General features: G+C 66.4%; 28 protein-coding genes, 1 tRNA gene and 1 pseudogene. 20 read left to right on the top strand and 10 right to left on the bottom strand.

Translation table 11 applies throughout. The features are described 5' to 3' along the window. The first annotated feature begins 67 nt into the window (after nt 1-67). Nucleotides 68-346: an Lrp/AsnC family transcriptional regulator gene (locus AACP59_RS06635; protein ID WP_297316340.1), complete on the top strand. Its 279-nt coding sequence runs from the start codon at nt 68-70 to the stop codon at nt 344-346. 187 nt (nt 347-533) lie between these two features. Here the strand turns inward: AACP59_RS06635 and AACP59_RS06640 are convergent, their stop codons facing one another. Continuing rightward, on the bottom strand, nt 534-1,076 hold the full coding sequence (locus AACP59_RS06640) for a GNAT family N-acetyltransferase (RefSeq protein WP_339350375.1): 543 nt from the start codon (nt 1,074-1,076) through the stop codon (nt 534-536). A gap of 148 nt (nt 1,077-1,224) precedes the next feature. On the opposite strand from AACP59_RS06640, the gene AACP59_RS06645 reads away from it, so the two are divergent. Then, nucleotides 1,225-1,300: transfer RNA gene (locus AACP59_RS06645), tRNA-Lys, on the top strand. Between the two features lie 61 nt (nt 1,301-1,361). Continuing rightward, nucleotides 1,362-1,592 (top strand): hypothetical protein, encoded by a 231-nt coding sequence (locus AACP59_RS06650; protein ID WP_339350376.1) that lies wholly within the window; start codon nt 1,362-1,364, stop codon nt 1,590-1,592. Here AACP59_RS06650 and AACP59_RS09530 read toward each other — a convergent pair. Continuing rightward, nucleotides 1,494-1,694 (bottom strand): annotated as a pseudogene (locus tag AACP59_RS09530) (hypothetical protein); the annotation flags it as partial. The gene AACP59_RS06650 and the pseudogene AACP59_RS09530 sit on opposite strands and share 99 nt — an antisense overlap. Before the next feature lie 116 nt (nt 1,695-1,810). Between AACP59_RS09530 and AACP59_RS06655 the strand changes: the two are divergent. The 14 genes from AACP59_RS06655 to AACP59_RS06720 all read left to right on the top strand — a co-directional run bounded on the left by AACP59_RS06655 (nt 1,811) and on the right by AACP59_RS06720 (nt 16,620). Continuing rightward, nucleotides 1,811-2,074, top strand: coding sequence for a helix-turn-helix domain-containing protein (locus AACP59_RS06655; protein WP_339350377.1), 264 nt, complete (start codon nt 1,811-1,813; stop codon nt 2,072-2,074). 471 nt (nt 2,075-2,545) lie between these two features. After that, nucleotides 2,546-3,637, top strand: coding sequence for a helix-turn-helix domain-containing protein (locus AACP59_RS06660; RefSeq protein WP_339350379.1), 1,092 nt, complete (start codon nt 2,546-2,548; stop codon nt 3,635-3,637). Further along, nucleotides 3,634-4,086, top strand: a complete 453-nt coding sequence (locus tag AACP59_RS06665) for a WhiB family transcriptional regulator (protein ID WP_339350381.1) — start codon at nt 3,634-3,636, stop codon at nt 4,084-4,086. The genes AACP59_RS06660 and AACP59_RS06665 overlap by 4 nt, the downstream gene beginning before the upstream one ends. A gap of 132 nt (nt 4,087-4,218) precedes the next feature. Further along, nucleotides 4,219-4,827, top strand: a complete 609-nt coding sequence (locus tag AACP59_RS06670) for a nucleotide-binding protein (RefSeq protein WP_339350383.1) — start codon at nt 4,219-4,221, stop codon at nt 4,825-4,827. After that, entirely contained in the window at nt 4,824-5,048 is a 225-nt protein-coding gene (locus AACP59_RS06675; RefSeq protein ID WP_339350385.1) for a hypothetical protein, read from the top strand. Before AACP59_RS06670 ends, AACP59_RS06675 begins: the two co-directional genes overlap by 4 nt. Then, the gene (locus AACP59_RS06680) at nt 5,048-5,302 is read left to right on the top strand and encodes a hypothetical protein (protein ID WP_339350386.1); all 255 of its coding nucleotides are present in this window, start codon (nt 5,048-5,050) and stop codon (nt 5,300-5,302) included. The genes AACP59_RS06675 and AACP59_RS06680 overlap by 1 nt, the downstream gene beginning before the upstream one ends. Then, a complete protein-coding gene (locus tag AACP59_RS06685; protein ID WP_339350388.1) occupies nt 5,299-5,469 on the top strand; it encodes a hypothetical protein in 171 nt (56 codons plus the stop codon). The genes AACP59_RS06680 and AACP59_RS06685 overlap by 4 nt, the downstream gene beginning before the upstream one ends. Before the next feature lie 215 nt (nt 5,470-5,684). After that, on the top strand, nt 5,685-6,731 hold the full coding sequence (locus AACP59_RS06690) for a hypothetical protein (RefSeq protein WP_339350389.1): 1,047 nt from the start codon (nt 5,685-5,687) through the stop codon (nt 6,729-6,731). Nucleotides 6,732-6,850: 119 nt separating this feature from the next. Continuing rightward, entirely contained in the window at nt 6,851-10,849 is a 3,999-nt protein-coding gene (locus tag AACP59_RS06695; protein WP_339350390.1) for an LPXTG cell wall anchor domain-containing protein, read from the top strand. A 231-nt stretch (nt 10,850-11,080) separates the two neighbouring features. Then, nucleotides 11,081-11,401 carry a hypothetical protein gene (locus AACP59_RS06700; protein WP_339350392.1) on the top strand — a complete coding sequence of 107 codons (321 nt, stop codon included), beginning with the start codon at nt 11,081-11,083 and terminating at the stop codon, nt 11,399-11,401. Nucleotide 11,402: 1 nt separating this feature from the next. Beyond that, nucleotides 11,403-12,275: a VirB6/TrbL-like conjugal transfer protein, CD1112 family gene (locus AACP59_RS06705; RefSeq protein WP_339350394.1), complete on the top strand. Its 873-nt coding sequence runs from the start codon at nt 11,403-11,405 to the stop codon at nt 12,273-12,275. Nucleotides 12,276-12,287: 12 nt separating this feature from the next. After that, entirely contained in the window at nt 12,288-12,635 is a 348-nt protein-coding gene (locus tag AACP59_RS06710; protein WP_339350395.1) for a PrgI family protein, read from the top strand. A gap of 5 nt (nt 12,636-12,640) precedes the next feature. After that, nucleotides 12,641-15,013: a VirB4-like conjugal transfer ATPase, CD1110 family gene (locus AACP59_RS06715; RefSeq protein WP_339353118.1), complete on the top strand. Its 2,373-nt coding sequence runs from the start codon at nt 12,641-12,643 to the stop codon at nt 15,011-15,013. Continuing rightward, nucleotides 15,013-16,620 (top strand): lytic transglycosylase domain-containing protein, encoded by a 1,608-nt coding sequence (locus tag AACP59_RS06720; RefSeq protein WP_339350399.1) that lies wholly within the window; start codon nt 15,013-15,015, stop codon nt 16,618-16,620. Before AACP59_RS06715 ends, AACP59_RS06720 begins: the two co-directional genes overlap by 1 nt. Nucleotides 16,621-16,663: 43 nt before the next feature. Here the strand turns inward: AACP59_RS06720 and AACP59_RS06725 are convergent, their stop codons facing one another. Then, nucleotides 16,664-16,900 carry a hypothetical protein gene (locus AACP59_RS06725; protein ID WP_339350400.1) on the bottom strand — a complete coding sequence of 79 codons (237 nt, stop codon included), beginning with the start codon at nt 16,898-16,900 and terminating at the stop codon, nt 16,664-16,666. Here AACP59_RS06725 and AACP59_RS06730 point away from each other — a divergent pair. Both AACP59_RS06730 and AACP59_RS06735 read left to right on the top strand, forming a co-directional pair. Continuing rightward, nucleotides 16,899-17,180: a hypothetical protein gene (locus AACP59_RS06730; protein ID WP_339350401.1), complete on the top strand. Its 282-nt coding sequence runs from the start codon at nt 16,899-16,901 to the stop codon at nt 17,178-17,180. The genes AACP59_RS06725 and AACP59_RS06730 overlap by 2 nt on opposite strands. After that, nucleotides 17,177-18,343 (top strand): hypothetical protein, encoded by a 1,167-nt coding sequence (locus tag AACP59_RS06735; protein WP_339350402.1) that lies wholly within the window; start codon nt 17,177-17,179, stop codon nt 18,341-18,343. The genes AACP59_RS06730 and AACP59_RS06735 overlap by 4 nt, the downstream gene beginning before the upstream one ends. Here AACP59_RS06735 and AACP59_RS06740 read toward each other — a convergent pair. Genes AACP59_RS06740 through AACP59_RS06770 form a run of 7 tightly spaced genes read right to left on the bottom strand, consistent with a single transcriptional unit; the run spans nt 18,278 to nt 25,812 of the window. After that, the gene (locus AACP59_RS06740; protein WP_339350403.1) at nt 18,278-20,095 is read right to left on the bottom strand and encodes a VirD4-like conjugal transfer protein, CD1115 family; all 1,818 of its coding nucleotides are present in this window, start codon (nt 20,093-20,095) and stop codon (nt 18,278-18,280) included. The genes AACP59_RS06735 and AACP59_RS06740 overlap by 66 nt on opposite strands. Next, entirely contained in the window at nt 20,071-20,541 is a 471-nt protein-coding gene (locus AACP59_RS06745; protein WP_339350404.1) for a hypothetical protein, read from the bottom strand. Before AACP59_RS06745 ends, AACP59_RS06740 begins: the two co-directional genes overlap by 25 nt. Next, nucleotides 20,531-20,824 carry a hypothetical protein gene (locus AACP59_RS06750; protein WP_339350405.1) on the bottom strand — a complete coding sequence of 98 codons (294 nt, stop codon included), beginning with the start codon at nt 20,822-20,824 and terminating at the stop codon, nt 20,531-20,533. The genes AACP59_RS06745 and AACP59_RS06750 overlap by 11 nt, the downstream gene beginning before the upstream one ends. 2 nt (nt 20,825-20,826) lie before the next feature. Further along, entirely contained in the window at nt 20,827-23,136 is a 2,310-nt protein-coding gene (locus AACP59_RS06755; protein ID WP_339350406.1) for a hypothetical protein, read from the bottom strand. Next, a complete protein-coding gene (locus tag AACP59_RS06760) occupies nt 23,133-23,975 on the bottom strand; it encodes a DUF3801 domain-containing protein (protein ID WP_339350407.1) in 843 nt (280 codons plus the stop codon). Before AACP59_RS06760 ends, AACP59_RS06755 begins: the two co-directional genes overlap by 4 nt. A 20-nt stretch (nt 23,976-23,995) precedes the next feature. Next, nucleotides 23,996-25,420, bottom strand: coding sequence for a relaxase/mobilization nuclease domain-containing protein (locus tag AACP59_RS06765; RefSeq protein ID WP_339350408.1), 1,425 nt, complete (start codon nt 25,418-25,420; stop codon nt 23,996-23,998). 14 nt (nt 25,421-25,434) lie between these two features. Beyond that, nucleotides 25,435-25,812, bottom strand: a complete 378-nt coding sequence (locus AACP59_RS06770) for a MobC family plasmid mobilization relaxosome protein (protein ID WP_339350409.1) — start codon at nt 25,810-25,812, stop codon at nt 25,435-25,437. A gap of 292 nt (nt 25,813-26,104) precedes the next feature. On the opposite strand from AACP59_RS06770, the gene AACP59_RS06775 reads away from it, so the two are divergent. Beyond that, nucleotides 26,105-26,452, top strand: a complete 348-nt coding sequence (locus tag AACP59_RS06775; RefSeq protein WP_339350410.1) for a hypothetical protein — start codon at nt 26,105-26,107, stop codon at nt 26,450-26,452. The last annotated feature ends 471 nt before the right edge of the window (nt 26,453-26,923 follow it).

Raw genomic sequence — 26,923 nt, forward strand, 5'->3', positions numbered from 1 at the left:
CATAGGGCTTGGATACCGACCATCAGAACTTATACTGAACAGCAGTACACCAAGGCAAGGAGCCGCCATGACAAACGCCATCGTACTGATTACAGTCCAGTCCGACAAAATCAACGAAGTGGCACGCGCCATTGTCGAGATCGACGGGGTCAAGGATGTCTATTCCGTGGCTGGCGAGGTTGACCTGGTGGCCGTGGTCTCCACCGGCAAGTTCGATGACCTGACCGCCGTCATTCCCGGAGGCATCGCCAAGGTCCCCGGGGTGGCCGGGACCCAGACCCTGACGGCTTTCCGCACCTACTCCCGCGAGGACATGGATGCCGCCTACGACCTTGGCCTGGACTGATTCCCATTCCCCAAATCCCGCTGAGTGTGTGCTCACAGATCAGCGGCTGAAGGAGATACGCCAGGGGCCAGTGTCTCGCCACAGACATGTACGGACCGAAGCGGCTCGTATACGAACGCCACGAACGCAGCGAGTCGTGCATGCGAACCACCGATTGCGATGAACAGCTGGCACTACGATTGGGTATTTACAGTTCAATCCAATACCGTTGGATCCCAACACCATCTGCCATGTACCGGGTATCTTCCTGCTTTCCGCCATTGGCCAGGATGGTACGTCGGCTTCCCCCATTCTCCTGTGCACAGGTGAGCAAGACCCTGGTCATTCCCTCTTGCCGGGCCTTATCCAGACAATCCATCAGCATCCGACTGGCGTATCCCCGACGGCGTTTGTCCGGACGGACCGAATACCCGATATTCCCGCCCCGTTCCAGCAGGTAGTCATTCAGCGCAAGACGCAACTGGATCATCCCGACCAGGGTGTCATCAGGCTCCAAGGCGAGAAATTGCAGGGCTGGTACATACCCCTGGGGAAGGTGCTCCCCCTTGGCCTCATTGATGACCCGTGGCAGCCAATCCCGTCTGACCTGGTCCAATGACAGACATCCTTGCAGGCAGCCCAACCCGGCCAGTTCATCGTCTCCGGCAGCCTTACAAGCCTGCAGATAATCCCAGGCCGCGTCGGCGTATCCTGCTGAATCCCCGCCAAGACGGAACAATCGAATACCCAAATCCTGCTCCTTGATTGGTTGACATCCTACACGCCCCAGAGCAAAAATCATGAGGCTGCTTTCCTGCTGTATTTCCGCCCGCCACCGAGCTTGGGGAGAAACCGCGCAACTGGAAAAAATCGCCCCTGGCGTGTATTTTTGTTGTGTTGCCCCTCTGGCTCAATGGTTAGAGCAGCGTCCTTTTAAGTCGTGGGTTGTGGGTTCGAGTCCCACGGGGGGCACCAGATCATCCGGTCCGACAAGATATTTGGGACTTGATGGGTTATTGCGCCTGGCATTGCTGCCTTGCAGACGGCGGCCGAGATCCATCAACAAGCCCGTTTCCTCTCTCTGGCGCTCTATTTCTTCGAGCATCGCCTGATCATCCAGAAGTTCATCAAGCGTCACACCCAATTCGTCGGCAATGATTACGGCATCCCTGACTGTGACCCTTCCCGGCTTGTTAATCTTCTGGGACATACCGGCTGTGGTTATCCCGAATCTCTTGGCCAGCGACGTTTGTGTTACATCCTTTGATTTGGCCAAAAGAGCCTTTATATTGAACCGAAGAACGCTATCTTCATAGTCAGCGTGGTCCGATTCCCCCGTAAAGGTCGGCATCAGTATTTGCGAACTCATCAATATCTCCTGTCCTTGCAAATTAACTTTGAAACAAGTCTAACCTAGGAATTTGCATTAAGTCAACCTTAACGCTAGCATGTAACTGTCAGATAGTATTAACAGTGGGAGGCCGCATGTCCAACATGAAGCGCTGGCTTAAAGCGCGGGGGATACCCTACTCCTCATTGGCAGCCATGCTTGGCCAAACGACTGCCAATGTCAGTAACAAAATCAATGGCATCACCCCCTGGCAGCAAAAAGATTTGCTGAAGATCAACGAGGAGTACGGCCTTTCGGCCGACTTTGTTATCAACCTGCCTCAGACGGCACAGGAGATGGGGGTGTTAAAAAAGGCTCTGGATTGCAGTCCGGAGCCAGTTTGCGCGATAACAAAATGAAGTTTCCCGTCCACATTCTTGCCGGAATCGACGGGATACTTCCTCTACTAAGGAATGCCATCACACATGTATAACTATATCAATAGTGCGACTTCCAAAGCCCACTTATACAGTAAGCCGAGCTCCCGGGAAAACGGGGTGCAACGGCAAAATTACTCGTCCAGGGGTTTCAGCCGGCGGCGTGGATCTTGCATCGTCATTGACCGACAGTCGGATGTCCTTGTAGGCGATATCGTCTATCTGCGCCTGGGAGGCACGGTCTCCCTCTATGGCCGTGTCACGGATATCACTCCGCAATCTGACCGCCCGTTCGTCTTCGACCACGGGTATTGCCCGGTCCTCGGTGACGGCATCGAGTTCGCGTATGCCAAACGGTTTCTGATGGTCTCCCACCCCGCATTCGGTGGCGGCCCGAGGGGCGAGGCATGAAATGACCGTATTCCACTTCTTTCACAGTGCAGATAGGTCACTATGAGCTGGCAGGCGACGAATTGGGCTTTGAGGGAGGCCCCGGTGGGTGGCGACACGACGGCCAGGCTGCTTCTTGTGGCCTTGGCGGACCGTGCCCATCCGGACGGGTCGGCCTCCTGGCCGAGCGTGAAGACGCTGATGCGCGAACTGCATGTCAGCGAGAGGACGGTCAGGCGCAAGCTCTCGCTCCTGGAAAGCGGGGGCCTGATCCGTCGCGGGAACCAGGACCTGTCATTGCGTGACGAGCAGGGCCGGCTCATCCCCGGCCAGTACCGTCCCGTGGTGTGGGACCTGTGCATGGGGGTGGAGCCCGAACCGGTCTCCGAAGCCCCGGAACCCAGGGGTGCCAATTTGGCACCCCTGCCGGAAGGGCGGAACGGAGCCGATTCCAGGGGTGCCAAAATGACACCCCTGACTGAAGCCCGGGAGACCAGGGGTGCCACCGGTGACCATCCAGGGGTGCCACCGGTGACAGGCAAACCAAGTAATAAACCATTACCCCCTCTGTCCCCTAAAGGGGACATCTCCCCCGGGGAAGACGCCCCCTCGAATGGTCATCACCTGCAGACGGGCCTGGCGGCCCTGCTCGCCGGCCAGCACCTTCCCGTCCCGGCCGACAGCCGGCGCGAACGCCGCGCCGCCCGGCACCTGGCCGCCCGGCACGAGGTCGGGGAGTGCCTGGACCTGGCACGGTGGGCGCTGGAGGACCCTGAGGGGTTCTGGCGGCCCGTCATCATCTCCTGCAAGGCCCTGGAGAAGCACTGGGCCCAGCTCACCCTCCAACGAGAACGCAGCCGCAAGGCCAACAAGGACGGCATTCCACAGGCCGCCCCCATGGACGGGCACGCACCGAGCACGGTGGCCAGCGGCCGCGCAGGCATCGTCACGGTGTACGGGGGGCGCAAGTGGAGCGTGGAAACGAACCGCCGGCACGTCGACGGCGAGGTCAGCGAGGGCTCCTGCCCCTGCTGCGCCTGGGACGAGAGGAACCGGCCACTGCACGGGCTGGGGCAGGGCGTCAAGCCCGCGCCCTCCTCTAAGCGGAAGCCGTCGGCACAGCCGGTGCATCACTTCATAGGGGCGACATCATGACCCCGTTCAGAACCACCGGATTGTGCAGCCGGATCGAGGACGGGCGGGAGGCCGCCTGGTTCCCTCCCGAGCGCGGCCACAGGACGGCCGACCAGATCCGGAAGGCCGACATGATCTGCCGGCGGTGCCCCGTGCGTGACCAGTGCATCTCGTTCGGCCTGGTCTATGCCGGCCATGAGGACTACGCCACCTACGGGGGGATGCGCCGCAAGGAGCTCCAGGTCCTGGCCAGGATGATGCGCCGGGACGGGCTGGACATGCGCCGGCGCAAGGACGGCAAGGAGCAACGCTACCGGCAGGCGGTCGATTGGCTCGACCGGCACCCGGAGGCGGTGCGCGAAGCCAAACGCGAGGCTTTGGACTACTGGAAGGGCCACTACCGCCGGCGCTCCGGGACCAGGAGCAACGACACGGGCGAGACCGCCAGGCTGGAGGCATCCCCCGCCTGACCTCCCCCTGTCGGCTTGGGGTTGCCTCCAACCGGACGATTGGACAACCCGATACTTCAATAACTCAATACTTCAATACTTCAATACTTCTTTACTTCATTACTTCGGCAATTCAATAAGGAAAGGGAAACCATGAACAAGATAGTGACCATAGCGGCCGCCAAGGGCGGTGTGACCAAAACGACGTCCTCCATGTACCTGGCGGCTTCCGCCGTCAGGAAGGACCCGGAGGCGCGGGTGCGGGTGATGGCGACCGACCCCCAGTCCTGCGCCGCCCGTTGGGCTCTGGAGGCCGAGGAGTCGGGCTCCCCCCTCCCCTTCGAGGTGGTGGACGCGAAACTGCTGGACGTGGAGCGGCTCGCCGGCGACGGGTTCGAGGGCCTGACCATCATCGACACTCCCCCCGCCGGCCCGATCACGGTGGCTGCGGTCGAGGCGGCCGACTTCGTGGTGGTGCCCTGCACCGACACCGAGCTGGATCTGCAGCAGGCGTGGAGCACCCTCAAGGGCCTTCAGGGCCGTGCCCCGGCGGCCGTCCTGCTGTGCCGCGTGGAGCCGCACACGAGGCTGTTCAAGGCGGTCAGCGACGCCCTCGCCGCCCAGCAGACGCCCCGGTTCGATGCCGTCATCCGCAAGCGTCAGGCCATCAAGGCCTGCATGGGTGCGGCCCCCGGCAAGCTGTACGAGTATGCGGAGGCGTACGGGGAGCTTGAAGATCTATTGGAAGGGGTGTCAGCATGAAGAACCAACTCATATTCCAGGCGGTGTACCTGGTGGCCGTGTTCGTGGCCTACCTGGGGCTCAACTACCTGTTCGGCCTGTTCCTGGGCTGGCTGTGGAGGTGGGTGGACGACCCGCTCCTGGACTTCATCACGGCCGTGGGGCGGGTGGTCATCAACGTGCTGTCCATCGCTGGCCTGGTCTACGGGGAGTACCTGCACTCCACGGGGAGGCTGTTCTGATGAAGGATCTCAAACCGATATCCGCACCCGAAACCGGGACCCGGGACCTTGGGGCGGTGTTCTCCGCCGGCTCCCCCTCGGTCACGCCGTCCCCCTCCCCCGCCGGCACGGGGTCCGAACTGTGGGTCCAGACCAGCATCAAAATGCGCGAGGGAACCCGGAGGGCCGTGAAACTGTACGCCCTTGAGCACGGCATGAAGATGCAGGAGATCATCGACCTGGCCCTGCGCGACTACCTGGGAGGACGATCATGACCGTCCGAATCATCATGGGTGTTGTATTCCTGGTCGGCCTGGCCGCCTTCCTGGCCCAGCATGGAGGAAAGGCACCCGACCAGCGGACCCGGCGGGCGCTGGTGACCGTGCAGACCATCTGCCTTGTGGTCCTCATGGCCATGCTCGCATCGGGCTGGATGACCTAAGTATTGAAGTAAAGAAGTATTGAAGTAAAGAAGTATTGAAGTAAAGAAGTATTGAAGTAAAGAAGTATTGAAGTATTGAAGTGTTGAAGTACGGAAACACCACAATGGGCGGCCGGAAAAAACTGATTGTTTTTTCCTGTTGCACCCCGTTTTCGTGTTGACTTGTGCGACCCTAGGAGAGGACTGAGCGGCCACATGGCCGAGAAAGAGGGACTATGGACGAGGAACGCACCCCTGACGATCAGGAGACCAAGACCCTATCCGATATGGACGATTTCACGGCTCCGCCGGCGATCAAGCCTGCGGGGGGCCCGGACGAGGCGAGGAAGCCACGCCCGAAGTGGCTGGTGCCTGTGGTGTCTGCCGGCGTGGTGGTCGTGCTGGTGGCGGCCGGTTTCGGCGGCTGGAAGGTGTACGAGTCCCGCCGGCACGGGTCCGCCATGGCGGACTGCACGCAGTCGGTCAAGGCCATGCAGTCCAGTACCAGGTCGGCCCAGGCCACCCTGGCCAGGTATCGCGGGGCGGCCGGCATCCAGGCGGACCAGGTGCAGGACGCGAAGACCGTGGACGCCATGCACAGGACCATCAAGACCGCCGGCGGCATCAGGCCGCAGGTCGTCGTATGCGATGCGTCCATGTCCACGTCGGATCTGCACGCCGCCACCGACAAGGCCAGGCGGACCAGCGAACATCTGAAGGACATCGACCGCGACTACGCGAAGGCCGGCAAGGCCGTGATTATGTCGCGTGACGCGAAGATCCTTGAGGATGCGAAGTCGGCCCTGGCCGGCAAGAAGGACGAGGCGGCCAGGCTCCTGGGCGACAGTGACGGGAAGGTGGCGGACAACGCCACCAGGGACGCCCTGCAGAAGGCCATCGACCAGGCCGGCGGTGTCAAGGGCGGTAAGGCCAAGGACTACCAGGACGCGGCCACCGCCCTCCAGGCGGCCGTCGACCAGGTGAACGCCTCGATGCAGGCCAAAGCCCAGGCGGACCAGCAGGCCGCCGAACAGGCCGCGCAACAACAGGCCGCAGCGCAACAACAGCCGGCACCCTCCTACGGGGGAGGCGGGTACACACCCTCCTATTCGGGTGGCGGGTACACGCCTTCATACAACCGTGGCGGCGGATCCGCACCGGCGCCGGCACCGGCCGCACCCGCACCAGCGACACCACAAGGAGGGGGCTCCAACTGGAGAGACATCATCAATCATGTAGGTCCCCCTGTGTGTCAGAAGGGCCAGGCTTGTGGTATTGGCTGATTGATTAAGAATGTGCCAGTGGGACTGGTTGCTTTGGAAGGTCTCCTATCCCACTGGCGTTTATTGTGGACGACCATTGAGGCCGTCCCCTTCATAGTAGCGGAAGGGAAACATCAATAATGAAGTTACCAGGAGAGTTACGGATCCGGGTCGGCCGGCTCCGGCGTCTGACTTCGGGCACGGTCCGCAGGGGCGTGGCCGTGGCCGTGGCGGGTGCCACGATGCTGGCCGGGGCGCCCATCGCGTTCGCCGGCGGCGGTGGCGGCAGTTCCGACGGCGGTGGCGGCGGTGTCATGGCCACCCAGGTCAGCTGGGCTTATAAGGATAACAATGACGGGGCGTTCGGCTCCGGCGGGGATCTGAACAGCGTCTACAATGCGTTCGCGCAGATGGGTGTGTCCATGCTGCCCGGCGGTGTCGCCCACGCGCAGGAGGCCTTGAACGAGGCCAACGGCAACTGTACGGCGCGTTTCAACGAGGCTCACCCCGACCAGGCCGGCCAGGCCCAGTGCCGTGTGGTCGCCGTGGGGGTGATGACCGGACCCAACAAACAGTTCAGCGGCGAGGCCCACCACACGAAGGACGACTGGATGGACGCCTGGGTTCGTGGACCAGCTACTGGAACTTACAGCAATCATGGATCTACTTATAGGACTGATTCTCCATTCTCTGACCAGCCTGATACCACTATCAACAAACTCGTTGACCAGTACACGAGTGATTCGACGAGCACTGTGGTCATCACATTGAATCAGTATGAGCCGAAGCCGGCTGACGTGCCGCCGGCGCCGCCGTCGAAGACGGTGGAGCGTGGCACGAGTGCCGATTCGATGGTCAACCACACGGTGATCACGTCCGGTACGGGTGTCAACGGCAAGCAGTTCACGTTCAGGGACTCGTTCACCCCGAACGGGCAGCGGTATACGATCGACCGGCAGAAGGTCGTGGACGCGACCACCGGCCAGGACATCAGTGGCCGGTTCTCGTTCAACACGGCCAACGGAGCCACCCCCACGGGGGACGTGGCCACCGCCTCCTGGAAGGGCGGTGACATCCCGCCCGACCACGAGTGGCGCTACGAGCTGGACGTTGTCGTGCATGGTCCTGATACCAGCAGTGTCAGGGACACGGGTTCGGTGTACTGGAAGGGCTTCTCCAGGGAGGTCGACCAGCAGACGCCCCCGGGTGAGTTCCCGACCTGGAAGCCGGCCCCGGACAAGTCCTGGGTCCTGTGGGACAAGACCTCAAGGAAGTGGAACGCGGTGATCGACCCGTCCCGCACGAACACGACCGGGGCGGACGACCATGTGTTCATGGACGGCGACAAGGTGGGCGGCGTGGTCAACGGGACCGTGGACCCGCACCTGATCCAGGCGCCGGCCTCCTTCACCCTGTCCGACGACTGGGGCAAGGCCGACTACCTGGTGGACCAGGACGGCAGGGACACGATCCGCGTCTACGAGTCGGAGGCCGAACCCGGGGCGGACGGGCACTACCGCCGGTCCAGCGTCAACGACATCACCGCCACGGGCAGGGACGTGACCGACCAGTTCACGATCACCGTCTCCGGCACGGTGGCCAAGGCGGTCGCCAAGCCGGCCTACCTGGCCAGGCTCAAGGGCATGGGCAAGGCCCTGCAGGTGACCATGCTGGTCCCCTTCACCGTGAACTTCGCCAACGGCAAGGGCGCCGCCCAGGTGCGCCAGGACCATGGCAGGCAGCCCGGCGACGAGCTGACCTTCTGCGCCCCGAACCCAGGAGGCCCCGAATTCACGAACTCCGGCTCCGAGCAGGTGAACGGGCAGAAGGTGGACACCAACGAGCCGAAGATCTGCGGGTACGTGCCCCCGGTGAGGAAGGACGTGGTGTCGGAGTCCAGCCAGGGCGGCGACCAGGGCAGCGTGGACGGCAAGGTCGTCCACCCCGGGCAGAAGGTCGAATACCAGCTGGACACCCAGCCGAAGCTGCCGGACCTGCTGGCCTACCAGCGGGAGCGTGTGGCCTTCGCGGACACGTACAGCAAGTGGCTGCAGCCCGACAAGCAGACCCTGGAGATCATGGACCTGGCCACGGGCCGGCCCATCGCCAAGAGCAGGTACACCACGAAGTGGGATGATGCCGCGCACGGGTTCCTGGTCACCTTCACCGACGCCACGCTGGTGGCCCAGTGGCGCGCGGGCGGCAACCCGCGCATCCAGGTGCGGTTCGAGGGCACGGTGTCCAAGGACGCCCCCGCGAACATCCGGATCAACAACCAGTGGGTGCTGATCCTCGACAACAGCCTGACCCCCAGCAACGAGGTGGTCAATCTCCCGCCGAGCATCAACCCGGTCAAGAAGGTGGTCAGTTCCAAGGACCAGTCCATCACCATCGACGGGAAGACCCTGCTGCTGGGTGACACCGGCTTCTACCGGGTCACGATCGACGCCCGCCAGGCCGACACCGCGTACAAGGTGTGGAAGCTGGGCGTCGTGGACGACTTCGAGGACGAGTACCTGTCCATCGACCAGTCCAGGATCCAGGTGCAGGGTTCGGACGGCCGCGATTACACGGCCAGGTTCAACATCCAGGTCAAGGACGGTGTGGTGTACGCCTTCGCCAGGAGGGTGGACACGAGGATCCCCGCGACGGGCGAGACCGTCAAGGGCGACCCCCAGCCCAAGGACCTGAAGGCCTACGCCGCGTCCGACCGGTACGACCCCCTGCATGACCCGGCCATCGACCAGGGCCTGCTCGGCCGCACCTACGACCTGGTGCTGCCCTTCACGGTCATCAAGGTCACCCCGGGTCACGTGGTGAAGAACAAGGCCACCCAGGTCACCAACAACATCCGGAAGACCACCAACGAGGTGAGCACCCCGCTGGCGCCCATCAACCCGCGCAAGGACGTGGTGGTCAAGGTCAACGGCGAGAGTGTGAACGGCAAGAGCATCTACAAGGACAGCCTGTTCCTGTACCGGCTCGACTCCTCGATCCTGCCGGCCGACCGGGCATACACCCAGGCCGACATGTGGTGCATCGAGGACCAGCTGAACCCGAAGGTGGACCAGTACACGGGCCAGTGGGCCGTGTACGCCGCCCGCGACCTGTACAAGGACGGGAGCCTGCTGGCCGGCAGGGGCGAGAGGATCGCCGGTTCCGGTTTCGACTCGGGGAAGCTGGGCGGCGCCATGTTCACCCTTGAGCAGGACGCGACCGGCAAGGTGACCATCCAGACCACGCCCGCCTACCTGGCCCTGGTGTCCGCCTCGGGCGACCGTGAGGCCGGCTGGAGCACCTACATCCAGTGCAAGCGGATCAAGGTCGTGGATCATCACGAGAACAGGTTCACCGAGTTTTACAACGACAAGGTGATTCCCTCGAACACGGTGTGGACCAGGACGCCGGACATGACCCCCAAGCTGCGTGTCATCAAGTTCGACACCGAGTCGGGCCTGCCCCAGGGTGACCGGAACCGGCCCGAGGAGGCCCTGACGGTCCACGGGGACACGGACATCACCGCCCGCGTCTACAACGATTCAGGCACCGATCCGGACACGGGACGCGGCCACGTCTTCCTGGGCCGCGACCTGAAGCTCGAGGACGCCACCGTCGCCGGCGACGGCCAGGTGGTCGACTGGAAGTACCCGGACGGGTGGGCCGACTACCAGCTCAAGCCCGGCAGGTACGTGGACATCCACGGCACCCTCAAGGGTGTCACGGACCACCACACGGACCGGGTGAAGGTGACCGGCACGCCGCTGGCGCCCTGCGTGGTCCCCGGCGATGACAAGCCGTTCGACCCGAAGGACCCGGACGCGAAGCCCGCCAAGGGGACCCCGAAGGATGCGGTCACGGTCGACGGGGTGGCCATGTGCAGGGACACCCCCGTGGAGTCCAACACCGACGACTGGAACGGCAGGGTCGGGCATCTGGCCATCACCGGCTCCGCCGTCACCTGGATGCTGCTGGCCGGCATGGTGCTGCTGGCGGCCGGCCTCCTCCTGGTCAGGACGATCCGCCGCGACGCCCAGGGCCGTGAGCACCTGTACGCCACGGTCGCCCAACCCGGTCTGGCCCACGCCCTTGGCGAGGACCAGGACGGCCCGGACGGCCGGCGGGACGGGCAGCCCCGCTGAGCATGCATGATCCGCGCCCCCTCAGGGGCGCGGACCCCTTGATTCTTCCCGTCCGGATCAGCTCGATCCGACCCCCTCCGGGCGGGATCGGCCCGTGGCCCTCAGTCCAAATCTGGCCACGGGCCGACGGAGGACCGGCGACTCTATCCCTTATCCGGTCGCCGGCCACTCCGTTTCTTTTATCCGTTTACCCGTCTGCACGTTTCCCGTGCGGCACCGTTAGGAGTTGACATGTTCCATTCTTTGAATCTCGCCGCTGCCGCCGTCATGGCTGCGGCCCGCCCCACGGCCCTGTGGGCGAGGGCCCTGCCGTACCGGCTCGCGTCGAGGGTGGTGCTGGCCGCCGACGGCAATCAGCTGTTTGGCGAAGCCAAGGGCACCATGGTCACCTGGGTCACCATCGGCGGCGGCCTGTGGCTGGTCTGGGGGGTTATCTCCTTCGCCAGTGCGTTGGACGACCAGAACGGCCCCGACATGAAGCGCGGCATGTGGAAGATCATCGGCGGCGCCATGGTCATGGTCGCGGCCCAGATCTTCAACCGGGTGTCCTGACATGGCGAACCTGGTTCTGGCCAATGGCATGTCGGACACCTGTGTGTCCCTGCTGAATGCGATAGGGTCCGGGGTCGGGGACGATACGGTCAACAGGCTGCTGCAGAGCCCGCTCCAGTACAACAAGGGGTTGTACGATGCGAGCATCAACATCGCCAACGGCGCGGTGAAGCCCGTGGCGATGATGGTGCTTTCCGTGGTGATGATCCTGGAGTTCGTGCGTGTCACGTCCACGTCGGACGGCGATGACGAGCTGGGCGCCAAGATGGTGGCCATGGCCATGTTCAAGGGGTCCGTTGTGGTCATGGCCATAGAGAATGCCGACATGTTCGTGAAGCTGATCGACTACCTGGTCGGTCTGATGACGGGCGGCTTCAGCGGCGTGGCGAAGCTGGAGGCCGTGCAGCAGGCGGCCGGCCTGGGGGATCAGATGCGCAAACCCATCGAGGACGGGGGATGGGGCACCCAGGTGGCGTGCATCGTCCTGCTGATTATCCCGTTCGTGGTCTCGAAGCTGGCCGAGGTGATCGTGACGGTGGTCATCATGCTGGTGTTCGTCCAGTTCTACATGCTGACGTGTTTCAACCCCCTGCCGCTGGCCTTCCTGTGTAATCCGGAGACCAAGACGATGGGGGTGGGGTATTTCAAGAGCTATGCGGCCGTGGGGTTGCGTGGCGCCTGCCTGTGGCTGGGGATCTACCTGTACCGGGTGATGGTCAAGGGGGTCATGGGCGCGGGCGGCTACAAGGACGGCGACTCGGTGTCCGGGTGGATCGTGGGCAATTTCGGCCAGTTGATGATGGCCAGCCTGCTGCTGCTCGGGATGGTGCTGATCGCCCAGCAGACCTCGCGGGCCATCTCCGGCGGCGAGTGAAAGGAGCGGACCATGTTGCAAATGCCTGTGTACCGGGAGGTGAGCACGGTCGAGCCCAAGGTGTTCTTCGGCCTGACCTGGAGGCAGTGCCTGGCCGCCATCCTGATGGTCGCTGTGTGCATTCCGGCGTATCTGTACCTGTGGCTGCGCCTGGACGTGCCCAGCAGCCAGGCCAGCTGGGTCGTCCTGCCGTTCGCCCTGCCGTTGGCGGCGTATGGGTGGTGGCGGCCCAGGGGGTTGAAGCCGGAGAAGTACCTCGTGTACGTGATCCGCCACTGGACCACCCCCAGGACGGTGATCCTGGATGGCCCGGCGGGTATGCCGGCTTCGCCGGCAAAGCCAAGCATGAAGGAGAGGTGAACGGTTTGTTCGGTAGGAAGAAAGGCGGCCACAGCCGCAAGGATGCGCCGCAGCAGGCGGCCAAGCCCGATCGCAAGCAGCTTAAGACGGCCAAGGAGATGCTGGGCTTCGATTCCATGCTGAAGAGCGGCATCGTCTACCTGGGTGACAACCGCTGGTCCGTGACGTTGCTGATCAGCGACATCAACTACGAGATCTCCCCGGAGGACCACCAGCTGGGCATCATCGACCGGTGGGCGGGTCTGCTGAACGGGTTCGGCGCCGGCGAGAGCCTGCAGATCAATGTGCATTCGCGCACCAAGGGCGTCGAAAGGATGCTGGAGGAGTGCGAGATGCCCGACAGCGGGGACCGGTACGACGTGCTCCGGAGGGACTACAACCGCAATCTGCGCCACCTGCTGCGCTCGGCAACCACGAACACGGACACGGTGAAGACGCTGACCGTGACCATCGAGGACGGCGACGGGACCAGGGCGACCACGACCCTGAACCGCATGGCCATGCGGCTCACGTCGCAGTTGAACGCCATCGACGGGTGCAAGGCCACCCGTCTTGTCCGGGAGGACCGCCTGCGCCTGATGTTCGAGACGCTGCGCCCCTACGACGATTTCACCTTCACCGAGGAGCGGATGGCCTCGTCGCGCACCAGCGTGAAGGACTGGATCTGCCCGTGGGCCATCACCCGCAAGGGGTCCAAGACCCTGGTTCTAGAGTCGATGGGCCGGGAGACCTGGCACCGGTGCCTGTGGATAGGGGAGTTCCCGCCGGAGCTGTCGGACCAGCTGCTCAGCAGCATAGCCGGCATCAAGGCCCATATCGAGGTTTCGGTGCACCTGGAGCCCTATGACAAGACCGAGGGCCTGACGATCGTCAAACGGCGGGACGCCGAGCTGGACATGGAGATCAGCGACCGGAGGAAGAAGGCCGAGAAGCAGCACCTTCCGCCCGACATGATCCCCGCCGACCTGCAGGAGGACAAGGACCAGATCACGGCCCTGCGCGCGGATCTGCAGCATTCCAACCAGCGGCTGGTGAACACGATCATCGTGGTGGGGGTCAGCTCGGACGGCAAGGAGGCGCTGGACCAGACCGTCAAGGACGTGATGGCGGCGGCCGCGCGCCAGTCCTGCAAGGCTGAGACCCTGTCCTACATGCAGCCCGAGGGGCTTGTGGCCGAGCTGCCGCTGGGCCGTGACCCGTTGCCCATGAAGCGCACCCTGACCACGAACGCTGCGGCCATCCTCGTCCCCTTCGCCGCGAGGGAGGCCTACACGCCGGGCGGCATCGTCTACGGGCGGAACGCCCGGTCCGGCAATCTGATCGCCATTGACCGGCGGCGCGGCATGAACGCCAACGGGGTGTTCCTGGGCACGTCGGGCGGCGGCAAGAGCTTCACCGTCAAGTCGGAGATGGCCGGGGTGTTCCTGGGGCGGGAGGACGACATCATCGTGATAGACCCCGAACGCGAGTACCTGCCGTTGTGCGATGCGTTCGGCGGGTCGCGCATCGAGGTGAGCGCCGGCGGCCGGGACGTCATCAACCCGATGGATCTGGAGCTTGACGTGGACTCCTCCGACGTGGTGGACGTCGTGGCCGAGAAGGCGGCGGTGGTCACCAACATGGTGGGCGGCCTGCTGGGCGGCAGGTCCGGCCTGGACAAGGTCGAGGTGGGTCTTGTGGACCGGTGCGCCATGCTTCTGTTCCGTGAATTCCGCGATAGGGGCGGGACCGGGGACCAGCCCACGCTCCTGGACCTGTTCGAGGCTCTGGAGGCCACGGGCGAACCCAAGGGGCATGACCTGGCCATCGGCCTGGAGCAGTATGCGAAAGGCAGCCTGTCCGGGTTCAACGGGCAGACGAACGTGGATCTCGACAACCGGTTCACGGTCTTTGACGTGCACAACCTGAGCGGCGAGCTGATGACGTTCGGCATGATGGTCATCATGGACCAGGTGTGGAACCGGGTGAGGAGCAACCGTGCCGCCGGCCGGCGCACCTGGCTGTACATCGACGAGTTCCACCGGTTCTTCGGCAACGCCTACGCCAGCGAGCAGTTCCTGGACATCTGGAAGCGGGCCAGGAAGTACGGGCTCGGGGTGACGGGCATCACCCAGGACATTGAGGACATGCTGGGGGACGAGTCGGCCCGCAAGATGCTGTCCAACTCGGACTTCCTGGTCCTTCTGGAGCAGACGCCCTCGGACGCGGACGCCCTCCAGGACCTCTTGAAGCTCAGCGACGAGGAGCGCGCCTATTTCACCGGGGTCATGCCCGGTCAGGGGCTTATGAAGGTGGATACGGCCTATGTGCCGTTCGACGGCCGCATCCCTGATGACGGCGAGCTGTACAGGCTGTTCGATACGGAGTTCACGGACTGATGGCGGCCCGCATCCGGCCTGGCGGCACTCCTTCGGACGTGCTGCGCGCCGCAAGGCGCGGTTCCGGCGCCCGCAGGTCGGGCGTGTCCGGGGCCGTCAGGAAGGGCCGCATCGCCGGCCGCTCCTCCGTACGACGCGGGAATCTCTCCGGACAACGCAAGCCGTCCCGGACCGGATCTACGAGCGGGCACGAGGGTGCGGCGCGCCCCTCGGTGCGCGGCAGGATACGTAAATGGTCCGATTCATTGGCCCGTACCGGCCGCAGGGCCGTGAACAGGGGTGGCGCCACCGCGTATGCCGGCGCCTCCAACGGGGACGACGGGGCCGAGGGCGCCATCTCCCTGCAGGTGGGCCGGGGGGCGTCGCGGCTGGCCTTGTCCGGCGTCCGCAGGTCGGGCGGGGCCGCCGTCTCTGCGGGCCGGGCGTCGGGACGGGGGACGGCCGCCCTGGTGCGTCATGGCGGTTCGGCGGCGCACCGGGGCACCAGGCAGGTGCGCAGGACGGTGGAGAAGACGGCCGAGCAGGCCGTCAGGGTCGTCCGTCAGGCGGCCTCCCGTACCGCGCGTGCAGCGCAGGCCGTGGCCGGCGCCGTGGGCGGCCAGGCGCTGGTGGCGGTCGCCGGCGTCATGGCGGTGGCCCTGGTGCTGGTGGCGGTCATGTCCTGGATGGCCACCAGCAGGCAGCCGAAGATCTCCAACGTGCCGGCCGAGTACCAGGCCGACGTGGAGCGGGCCGGCACGGTCTGTCCGGTCATCACATCCCCGCTGATAGCCGCGCAGATCGAGGCCGAGTCCAACTGGAACCCGAATGCCGGCTCCCCGGCCGGCGCGCAGGGCATCGCCCAGTTCATGCCCGGCACCTGGGCCTCCGTCGGCCTGGACGGCGACGGGGACGGCAGGACGGACATACTGAACCCCCACGATGCGATCTGGACCCAGGCGCATTACATGTGCTCCCTGGCCGCGCAGATGCAGTCCTATCTCGACCAGGGCAGGGTGCACGGGGACGTGGTGGACCTGGCCCTGGCCGCGTACAACGCCGGTTCGGGCGCGGTGCTCTCCGCAGGGGGCATCCCCCCGTATGCGGAGACCCGGACGTATGTGGCCCGGATCAGGAGCCTCATGGTCAAGTACCAGGGGGAGGGCGGCGACGACGATGATTCGGGCGGCTCCACCGGCCAGCTGAAACCACCCCTGGTCATGTATTCGGACGGCTGGCACGTCAATGTGGCCGCCACGGGCACGAACGAGGGTGCGGCCCCGACCTACGACAGGTTCCAGTGCACCTGGTGGGCGGCCATACGGCGGGCCCAGATCGGCAAGCCCGTGGACCCGTTCATGGGCAACGGGGCCCAGTGGGCCGGCAAGGCCCGCTCCCTGGGCTGGCAGGTGTCGTCCAGGCCCTCGCCGGGCGACGTCATGTGCTTCCAGGGCGGCGTGCACGGCAGTAGCCCCGCCTATGGGCATGTGGCCGTGGTCGAGGCCGTGAACGGTGACGGGTCCATCCTGATCAGCCAGTCCGGCACGGGGTGGATGGCCGTGGTCACGGAGACCATCAGCGCGGCCCAGCTCGCCGGGTTCGGCGGCGGGGTCTCCTTCATCAAGTAGAGGGGAAAGGATCTAACATGCCCAGGAATACGAAACTGACAGTCTACTTGGCGTTTCTTGCGGCCCTGATTGTCCTTGGGGCCGGATTGCTGATTTCGGACCTGTCCGACGGCTGGTCGCCACGGGCGTCGCAGGAGCCATCCCCCTCCTCCACATCGAGGGCAGCCAAGCCGCGGCCGTCGAGGACGGCCCGGCCGAAACCCCGGCCCGGCAGGTCCGTGGCGTCCACGGCCTCCGCCGCATGCACGGATCTGGCGCCCAGGACGCTCAAGGCGTACATGGGCGAGGACCGGTCCAAGCTGAGGGGTTCCTGGTTCACCACCGACGCGCAGGGCCTGGACGTGCCGGCCTCCGGTATCGCCCGTCAGCCGCTCGACGGGTTCACCGGCACCATGAACACCGGTTCGGACCGGTCCACGGCCGTGTGCAGCGTCTGGACCGGCCTGGAGTCCCCCTGGGTCATCCAGTACCGGTATACGAACGAAGCGGGCTGGCTGGCGGTCATGGTCCAGGGGCCGGCCGAGGGAGCGTACGCCCTTCCCGACAGGGAGAAGCCATGACCGGGGCGTTGTCGGGCAGGGAGTCGCCCGAGGAGCTGTACCGGATGGCCCTGGACCCCGAATACTGGGACCGGATCGGAGAGCTGGCGGCGTCGCCGGCCGCCTGGCCTGATTTCGGCCGTTGGGCTGAGAAGGCTGTCCAACTCGGTCCGGAGCTGGCCGGGGAGCCTCCCGAACCCCCGGCCCGGTCACGTTCGATCTGGCCGTTCCGCCGCCGGCGGCCCGGCACGCCGCCGGCGCCCGCTCCGGATCGGGACGCCGAGACCACACGGATCCTTCCGGTCACGGTTCCGGCCGTGGAACCGGCCGTGGCGGAGGGTGAAAGGCCGCGCAGGGCCTTGCGCGGCGTCGCCCGTGGTCTGGCCAGGCCCGTGGCGTTCATCCTCGCGGCCATCCTCATGGCCGGCGTCGGTTATATCGCCGTGACCCACACGGTGCGTCTCGGGGAGGGCCGGACCGCCCGGATCGAGCGCGCCCGGCGCCACGAGGGGGCGGTGCGGCTGGCCGCGTCCAGGAAGGACGCGGAGGATCTGTTGAAGAGGGTGGCCGCCAGTCCGGTCGCGGGCGATGACGCGCTGGCCAGGCCCCAGGTGCAGGTCAGGCAGGCCCTCGATGACACGCGGGGCGCCGACCGGGCCGGCCGCATCGAGCAGGCACGGGCACGGCTGGCCAAGGTGTGGGGGTCGCTCATGGACGCCCGGGCGAAGGAGACGGCCAAGACACTGAAGGTGCTGGTCGCCAGGGCCGACGACCTGGGGTCGGCGCCCGACTCGGCCGACCACCGGTCCATGACCGATCTGGCCGGCGCCTGGCGTGGCCGCAGGGTCGGCCGTGGCAACCTGGCCAAGGCCCTGAAGGCCAAGGACGACCTGGATCGTCTGGCCGCTTCGGTGGAGGCCGACCGGGACCGTCAGGCCCGGGAGCGCGCGGAGGCCGAAGCCCGGGAGAAGGCCCAGGCCGAACCACAGCCGCAGCCCGGCCGGCCCCTGCAGGAGTACCAGGCGCCGCCACCGGCGCCGGTGGCGCCACGGCGTCAGGCCGGGCAGAACAATGCCCCGCCCGCCGGAGGCGGTACGGGGCAGGGTGGCGGCGGGCCGTCATGGTCGGTGCCGACCCCATCGGGTCCGGATACCGGGCTCCCCGGCCGGGACCCCGGCCTGTGACATGGGCCGCCAACCGGGCGTGTGGCGCAGGCTGGACCTGGGGCTGGCCACCGGCCGTTCCGGGTCGGTCTTGACGCTGAGGAACGGCCTGACGCCGCGCAGCAGGTAGATGCACCGGTCGTCGGGCAGTTTGCCGATCTCGTCCGGGGTGAGCAGTTCCCGGCCGGTGCGCCGGTTGTTGATGGTGAAGGACCCGTGGCTGCCTTTGGTGACGTTGTTGTCGCGCAGGTCGATGGTCTCCTTGCCCAGGAGCCCGGAGAGCCATTTGGGTGTGGTCTCGTCGCCCTTGCCGACGCCCAGGCACAGGATCGAGTCGCAGTTGCCTACGATGGTTTCCCAGTTGTCCTTGTAGCGGGCCTTGATCTGGGCGAGGTCCTGCAGGATGACGCTCACGGAGATCCACCGGCCACGGATGGTGCCTATCAGCTGTTCGAAGTTGGGGATCTGGCCGATGTTGGCGAACTCGTCGAGGAAACAGTGCAACGGCACCTGCAGGTGGCCCTCGGGGTCGTGGTCGGCGGCGTAGATGGTGTGCTCGAACAGCATCTGGTAGAGGATGGCGGCCAGGAAGTTGAAGGTCCTGTTCGTGTCGGGCAGGACCAGGAAGAGGGCCGTGCGCCCGGGCCTGCGGAACTCGTCCAGGCCGATGGTGTCCGTGCCGTCCAGGCCGCCCAGGAGGGCGCGCACCTGGGGGACCTGCATGGGGGCGAGGCGTACTCCTGCGCTGATGATGATGCTTTTCTTGGTCTCGCCGGCGCCCTGCTCGAAGGTGCGGTACTGGGCGGTGGCGAAGTCCAGCCCGTCCACGATCCGGTGCACCTGGTCGTCCCACTCGTCGGGGTGGTCGCGCACCTCCCGGATCATGTCGCGGGACGCGGCCATGCGGGCGTCCACCATGCTCATGGCCTGCTCGTCCTCCTCGCTGGCCTGCATGGCGGCCACCAGGTCGATCATGGCCGGCATGGACGGGTGGTCGGCCGTGTAGTACACGAAGGTGAGCAGCGCGTTGTAGAGGGCCTTCTCGGCCTTGGTCCAGAACTGGTCGCCGCCCCCTCCGGCGTTCTGGCGTTCATCCGTGTTGCGGATCAGGTTGTCGGCCAGGAGCATGATGGACTCCTCCGGCTTGTCCGGGTTGATGTAGGCCATGGGGTTGAACCGGTCGCCGGCTGCCAGGTCCACCAGGTCGAGCTTGTGGACCGTGTACCCCCGTTCCTCCAGCCGGCGGGCGCAGGAGCGGTAGATCTCGCCCTTGGGGTCGGTGACCGCGTAGTTCATGTTCATGCGCATCAGGTTGGGTCTGACGTAGCCCCTGGTCTTGCCGGAGCCCGATCCGCCGATCACGGCCACGTTGAGGTTGCGGCGTGTGGCGTTCACGTCCAGGCTCAGGGCCTCGGTCGCGGTCATCTGCAGGTTCTCGGCCGGCTCCGGATCGCAGTAGGGCTCGATGTCCCGTCCTTTGCCCCATTCGGCCGACCCGTACTCCTCCCGGTCCCGGTAGTTCTTGCGGTCGATCCACTTGTAGAGCCAGGCGAACCCCACGGCGGCCGCCCCGGCGAGGCCGGCCAGCATGTCGGTCCGGTCGAGGCTGAGCCTGAACGGGTCCCGGTACAGGATCTCGGGCGCCTTCTGCAGGGTGGTGGCCAGGGGCAGGCCGGCGGCGTTGAGGTTGCGGGCCTGCATGCATACGAGGTCGGCCGCCCAGAAGGCCGCCAGGACGGTGAACATGATTATTGCCTGTCTGCGGTGGCGCATGGCTGCTTGGTCCTTTCCTGGGTCCTGGCTTGGGTGTGGCCGTGCCGCCGGCCTGGCCGCTCCTTGCCGTGTCTGATGTATTCGCTGGCGCGGTCCTCCATCCGGTCCAGGAGATCCTCCCGGTCCAGCAGGGCGGGGACCTCCATGGTGTCCGGGGCGTCCTGCGCCTGCATCTGGGTGGTGTCCGTCCCCTGCTGGGCGGGATGGTGGTTCCCTCCGGTTTCGCCTGGTCCGGGCGCCGGGAGCGGCAGGGCGGTGGCCATCCGTCCCTGGTCGGCCAGGAGGGCTTCGCTCCGGCCGGCCATGATTGCGGCCAGCCGGCCGGTGGGGGTGCCCGGGTCGATGATCCGGACGGGGGCGACCCCCATGCCGGCCAACCGGTCGGTCTGAGGGTCGGGTTGCGCGGTCACCAGCAGGGTGGCGCCTGTTGTCGGGTCAATCGGCATGGGGGCCGTCCAGACTGGTGTCGCAGCAGATGATCTCGGCCGTGATCACCGGTTGTCCGTCCTCCTCGCCGGCGGCGCCGACGACCAGGAGCGTGTCCATCTGGCGCGCCTGGCGGCTCTTCAGGTAGCGGGCGAGGTCATGGCCGGCCCTGGTCTTGACGACGAGCTCCTCCCCGTCGGGCTGGCTGAGCACCAGGTCGAAGTCGGCGCCCTCCTGCCCGTACCGTGGGTCCGTGAGCAGTTGGCCGGTCAGCCATACGCGCACTGGTTCGTTCTCCTGCATGGTCAGCGCCGCCCCCTGGAGTGTTCGTGCTCCTGGGCCTTCACGGCCGGCGCCTGCTGCCGCATCCGGCTGTCGGTCCGGTGCACGAGGTCGGCCAGGAAGTTGTTCTTCCCGGCCGGTTCGGGCCGGCCGGACGTCCGGCCGGCGTCGGCTGCGGGTCGGTGCGGTTCCTGCCGTGCCGGCTGCAGGGCCTGGGCCTTCTCCCGGATCATGCCGGCGGTGTCCTTCATGATCTCTGCGGTTGCGGCTGCCCTGACCTCCCTGCTGAAGGCGGGCCCGCCGGGCAGGGGGCCTTGCGGCCCGTTGTACCGTTCGGCGGCCTTGTCGGTGACCCGTTGCATGACCTCCCTCGTGTGTTCCGGGTCGTAGTGGCCTGCGGCCGTGTCCCGGGCGGCCCTGTCGGTCACCGATTCTATGGCGTTCCAGGTCTTCTCGTCGTTCTGCGCGTAGGTGGCCAGCTCGTGGGGCATGTCCTGGGCGGCCACGGGCGGTTCGACGGCGGGCTCCTGCCGTTGGGGCATGGGGCCCGGCATCGCCTCGAAGCGGTGCCCGTCGCCCTGCCGCGCCGGCCGGGGTTCCTGCCGGTCCGCGCCCTGCCGGGTGTCGTCGTGGGCGCCCGGGTTCTCCTGGCCGGGCCGTGCGGCGTGCTCCTCCCTCCAGGCCTGCAGGTGGGCCTTGATGCCCTTGACGAGCTCCCAGGGGCCGTCGAGCCGGATGGTCTGCTTGTCGGCGCCTTTGCCTTTGAAGAGTTCCACCCGCTTGTCGGTGGGGAAGCTGAGGGTGACGCGCCGCCCGTTGGCCTTGGCCTCTCGCATGGCGTCGGACATGAACCTGTCGATGGCGTATCCGGAGACGTCGATGCCGTTGATCTTGGTGCCCTCGGGCAGGGAGATGATGGCCTTGTCGAAGATGCGCCCGTCCTTGGCGGTCAGCTGGTAGGGGTGCACGAACTGTGAGGGCATGCTGACCCTGGCCCATTCGGTTTTCGGGGCGTCCCGGTCGGGTGCGGCCAGGTCCAGGTCCAGGTTCTGGTCCTGCACGTATTCACGGATGCGTTCCGCCACGCCGTCCGCGATCCGGTTTATCTGGGGTCCGTCCACTGTGGCGGGCCGGTCCTGGTCCTGTTCGTACTGGCTGATGCCGGCCACGGCGATGGCCATGGCCACGTCTTTGATGCCCTGGTCGTCCTCCGCCGGCGGCTCCGGGTTGTCGCGCCGTGACGCGGCCAGCCCCTCGGCGTACCCTTCCAGGCGCGCGTTGAGGCGTTCGTCGTTGTCGATGGTGCCGAGGACCTGTTGCACCTGGTCGTACTGCGGTTGTGCCGCCATGGTTGTTCCTTTCGTTGGCGCCCCTTCAGGGGGCGTTGGTGTTTCCGGCCCGGAGAGGGCCGCTTCCGTGATCCGGCCGGTGAGCCGGTCCCATCGGGGTGCGGGAGTCCCGTCGTCCAGGAGGATCTGCGGGTGTTCCCCCTGCCGGACGACGCCGGCCTGGGTGTAGTCGGGTTCGGGTACGGGGCCGAAGGCCGCCAGGTAGCGGACCTCCTGCTGGTAGGTGTGGATCAGGCGTGCGCTTTCGGCCATCATCCGCTGCCCGTCCATGGGGCCGGGTGAGGCCCGTTCTGGTTCCCGTGTGCCGTTGATGGCCGTGACGGCCGGCCGGCCGTCCTCGGCCCCGTACTGCAGGTGGGTGAAGTCGTAGGTGGCCCCCTGGGGGGAGTCGAGGTCGTGCCAGGCCACGACGTGCACATCCTGGCCGTCCTCCTCCATCGCCCAGGTGAAGGGCCTTGGTGTGCGTTCGAGGGCCTCCTGCAGGTAGGAGGCGCGTATCAGGTCCGGGTCGGTGGCGGTCCGCCTGGCCACCGCCTCGGTCATGGCGTCGCGCCACCCGTTGGCGAGGTCCCCGCCCCGGATGGGGTCCTCCAGGGTGACGGGTCCGGAGATGCTGGCCCCTTGGGCGGTGACCGGCCGGTCGTCGTGTCTGGCCAGGTCGAAGACGGCGGCCCCGAGCACCCGGTCGGCGTACATGCCGGTGGGGCCGCGAAGGTCGTGCCCGATGGGGTTGGGCAGGGTCCACGACCCTGCCGGGGTGAGTTCCCCGGTGTCCTGGTCGGCGGTGTAGGAGCGGACCAGGATGGTGTCGGGGTCGATGCGTTGGCCGGCCTGCTCGCCCTGGGCGGTCATGGGCTGGACGATGCGCAGGGCGTCGTCCTGGATGATCCAGCCGATGGGGGTGTCCTCGCGTTCCCGTGTCCGGATGTCGTTGATGGCGTCCTGCATGCGGGCGGTCATGCCGCGCCGGGTCTCGGGGCTCATGGGCGTCCCCTCCTGTGCTCGATGACGCGCTTGGGGGCGTTCCTGTTCTCGGAGAGTTTGCGTTCGGTCTGCTTGTTGAGCATGGCCAGGAAGTCGTCGCGGCCTTTCCTGCCGGCCTGGCCGGGTGTCTCCTTGCCGGTCCTGGCGTTCCCGGCGTCCGTGCGGCTGCGGGCGCCGGCGGCGTGCCGGGTGGCCGTGCCCCGGGTCTGCCGGCGGGTGGTGCCGGCCCGGCCGGGCGTGCTGACGGTGCGTGTCTGGTCGGGTTCGTCCGGCTCCAGAGGGTCGTCGCCGCCGGAGATCGAGGTGGCCGTCTCTGCGGGTCCGGAGGGTTCCGGCTGGTCACGCTCTGGGCTGGGGTTGTCCGTCTGCTCCCGTGGCTGCCTGTCGGGCGCCTCCTGGGCGGGCGTGGTGCGTTCGGCGGTGATGGTGTCGGGGTCGAGGTCGAGCCCGATGCTGCGGAAGGCGCGGCTGACGGCGTGCTGTACGTGGTCGAGGTCGCGGCCCCGGAAGTGCAGGTAGTGGTCGTCTCCGTCGTGCTCGATGGCGTAGTCCAGGCCGGCGTGCTTCAGGCTGCGGCTGACGGCGTGCAGGCTTTCCCTGTCCAGTCTGAGCTCGTGGATGTCCCCGCCGGTGACCTTTTGGAGCCGCGCCTCGCTCATGTGGCCGCTGTCTATGCAGTCCTTGAGGGCGCCCGCCCCTTTGATGAGGGTCCAGCCGCCCGCTCCGGCCAGTTGTACGGCCAGGCGGCCGCTGACCCTGACGGTGAGCCTGGCCGCGTCGGCGGCGGCCTGCTGGCCGACTGACGCGATCCTGGAGGATACCTGTTCCTCGATTGCCATGGTTGTCTCCTTTCGGGCCGTCAGAAGCGGCGACCGTGTTTGCGTGTCCTTTGTCTGGTGGTGTCCTGGTCCCGGCCCTCGTTCCTTTCGGTGCGCCGGGAGAGGCGTTTGAGGGTGGCCAGTTCTGTTTCGAGCCGGCCCAGGCGCCGGTCGCCGGCGTCCACGTCGCGCAGGATCTCCCGGGCCTCCTCGGTGTCGTCGCCGGCGAGGTCCGAGGCGGCCACGACACGGGCCTGGAAGTCGGCGCGTTCGTCGCGCACCTGGCGTTCCAACCGGTCGATGGCGGCGCCCAGGTCCCCGTCGCCGGCGGTCCATTTGCGGGCCGTGCCGAGCTGTCTCGCCATGTCCCGCAGCTGGTCGAGCCGGCGGCCCTGGATGGTGTAGTAGCGGCGTTGGGCGTCGCTGACCCCGGGGGTGATGGGCAGCCTGGTCTCGGTGAGGCTGGCCAGGCTCATGTCGGGTGCGGCGAAGTGCGTGTAGAGCCCTTCCGGCCGTGTGGTGCGCAGGTAGCGTCCCTTCCGGTCGGTGATGGTCTGGTCGTTGTCCACGCCGATGTAGGCCCTCCAGGTGCGGCCGGCGTGCACGCAGCGGTCCAGGGGGACGGTGATGGTCTCGCCCCGGCGGGTGCCGGGCAGGTAGACGGTGACCGACTCCTTGCCGCGCCGGGCTATGAGCCTGGTGTCGAAGCTGATCTGGATGACCTGGGCGCGGGAGAGCTTGGCCATGATGTTGTGTTCGTCGTATGCCTGGCCGAGGCGCAGGTCCCGTATCTTCAGCCCGCTCCTGGTGTCGGTGTAGGTCAGGTGGCGGCCTCTGACGGTGACCTCGATGCCCGCCCTGCGGGCGCGTTCGGTGAAGTCCCGGAAGCTGCCGGCGTGGGCTGCGGCGAGGTCCAGCGAGGTGCGCATGCGGTCCTTGATGCCGTCGCCGCGCACGCCCGAGTAGATCTCCTCCAGGCTTCTGCCGTGGCGTTCGACCTTGGGTTTGCGGATGACGCCGAGCCCGTTCTCCCGGCACAGCCGGTCGCTGGCGTCGCGCCAGGTGCCGAGGGTGCTTTTCTGCATGCGCAGCATGGTGTGGGTGTCGTCGTTCGCGTTGCAGATGACGATGTGGTTGTGGATGTGGTGCCGGTCGGTGTGGGTGGCGATCACGTACTTGTGCTGGCCGTGGGTGATCTCCTCGACGAAGGCGACGCCGATGCGGTGCGCCTGTTCGGGGGTGATGTCGTCCTCCGGGTCGAAGCTCTGGATGACGTGCCGGCCGAGGACGGTGCCCTGGCGTATGCCGTAGCGGGTGGCCTCCAGGTCGTCGGTCATGGCGCGTGCGAGCACGTCCGGGTCCATGCTCTGTTCATAGTTGCTGCTGGTGAGCCGGCCGTCCCTGGTCTTGTCGGGGTTGATGACGTAGCGGATGGTCTTGGCCAGTCCGGTCTTGACGCTTTTCACCTTGACGACGGCCATCAGTGCCAACCTTCGGTGACGGCCTGGGTGTAGTCGTGGTGCAGGTCGAGGAGGATGGCCCGGATGCGGTCCATGCCCTCTATGAGTTCGGCCGCCTGTTCGTCGGTGATGGCGCCGGTGGCGTTGGCCGTGTGGGCTATCTGGTTGATGTTGTTGCCGATGCGGGCGATGTCCGGGCGGAAGGTGGCCGGGTCGGTGGTCACGCGCACGGTGTGCACGCTGCCGTGCATGAGCATGTCGCGTGCGAACTTCATGTAGGTGGCGTAGCCGCGTCCTCCCTTGACCAGGTTGTACAGCTCCCGTGACTGCTCCCACTCGTCGTGGGAGAAGGTGATCTCCTTGCGCACTGGGCGCACGTCGGTGCGGTGTGTGCTCATGCCTGGCCGCCTTCGGCGCATATGGGGTACAGGTCTCCCGTCGCTGTCCGGCGGAGCCGGCAAGCCGCAAGTCTCCGGAGACTTGCTATGCTTGCTAACCCCAAACCCGACGGGTTTGGGGATGGCTTTTCCTCTACGCGGGCCGGCCGTCTGACGGGCCGGTCGCGGCGGGTCCGGCGGTTGCACCCCGTTTCCGTTGGAATCATCGTTACCCTCGTTTCCTGTCGGCTACAGGTTCGCCCCGAGTGAGCGGAAAACGGGGTGCAACCGGGAAATACCCGGAAGGGGAAGCATGAAGCTATCGAAGGCCCAGAGCGATTGGGTGAAGCAGCTTGTCGAGGAGTCCACGGCGCGGGAGCGTGACGAGTTGAAGCGCAGGGAGGAGGCGATGAGGGGGTTCGCTTCCGCCCTGGTGGCGTGGCGTGCATCCACCGGGGAGGTGCGGCGGGCGTGGGCCGCATACAGGGCCGCGACGGGTGAGGGCCGCAGGTCGGTGGCGGAGCGTCTGCACATCGACAACGCGGAGCAGAACATCATCATGGCGCCGCCGAGCCCGGCCGGGTCCCCGGCCGTGCACGCACCCTTACCAGGCGGATCCCCCATGCGGTCAGGTGGCTTCACGGACGGGCAACGCCCCTGAGGACGCATGGCGGCAGATGTTCGGCCTGATCCGGGTCGCCCCGGTGCGGGGCCGGAGCCCGCATGGTGCATCGTCCGGCCCTGGAAGCGGGTGCCGCTCGTATCGACGCCCGCCCCGGCGCCTTGCAGACGGTGCTTCAGCTCCCGGCCTCACCACCCGTCGGGGGGATCGTGTCGGGACGCCTTGGGGTGCGCGGCTGTCGTGTGCGGTGGTGTCGTTGGGTGTGGTATGGTGCTGGTTGTGGGGTCCGTATCGTATGCGTCCGGCCCGTGGTCGGGTGGCGCATGCGGGGGGTGCGGGTCCCGGAGGGCCGGACCGTCCTTGTCGACGTCCGTCCCGCATCCGTATGGAAGGGGATCAACGGTATGCTTCGTTTCACGGCTATGGGCCGCACCTGTCTGGGGGCCGTGCTCCTGTTCGCCCTGGCCCTGCCCACGGCGGCCACGGCGGCACCCGCCCGGAACCCCGGCC

It is taken from the genome of Bifidobacterium indicum, from assembly GCF_036987015.1.
GTDB lineage: Bacteria > Actinomycetota > Actinomycetes > Actinomycetales > Bifidobacteriaceae > Bombiscardovia > Bombiscardovia indica.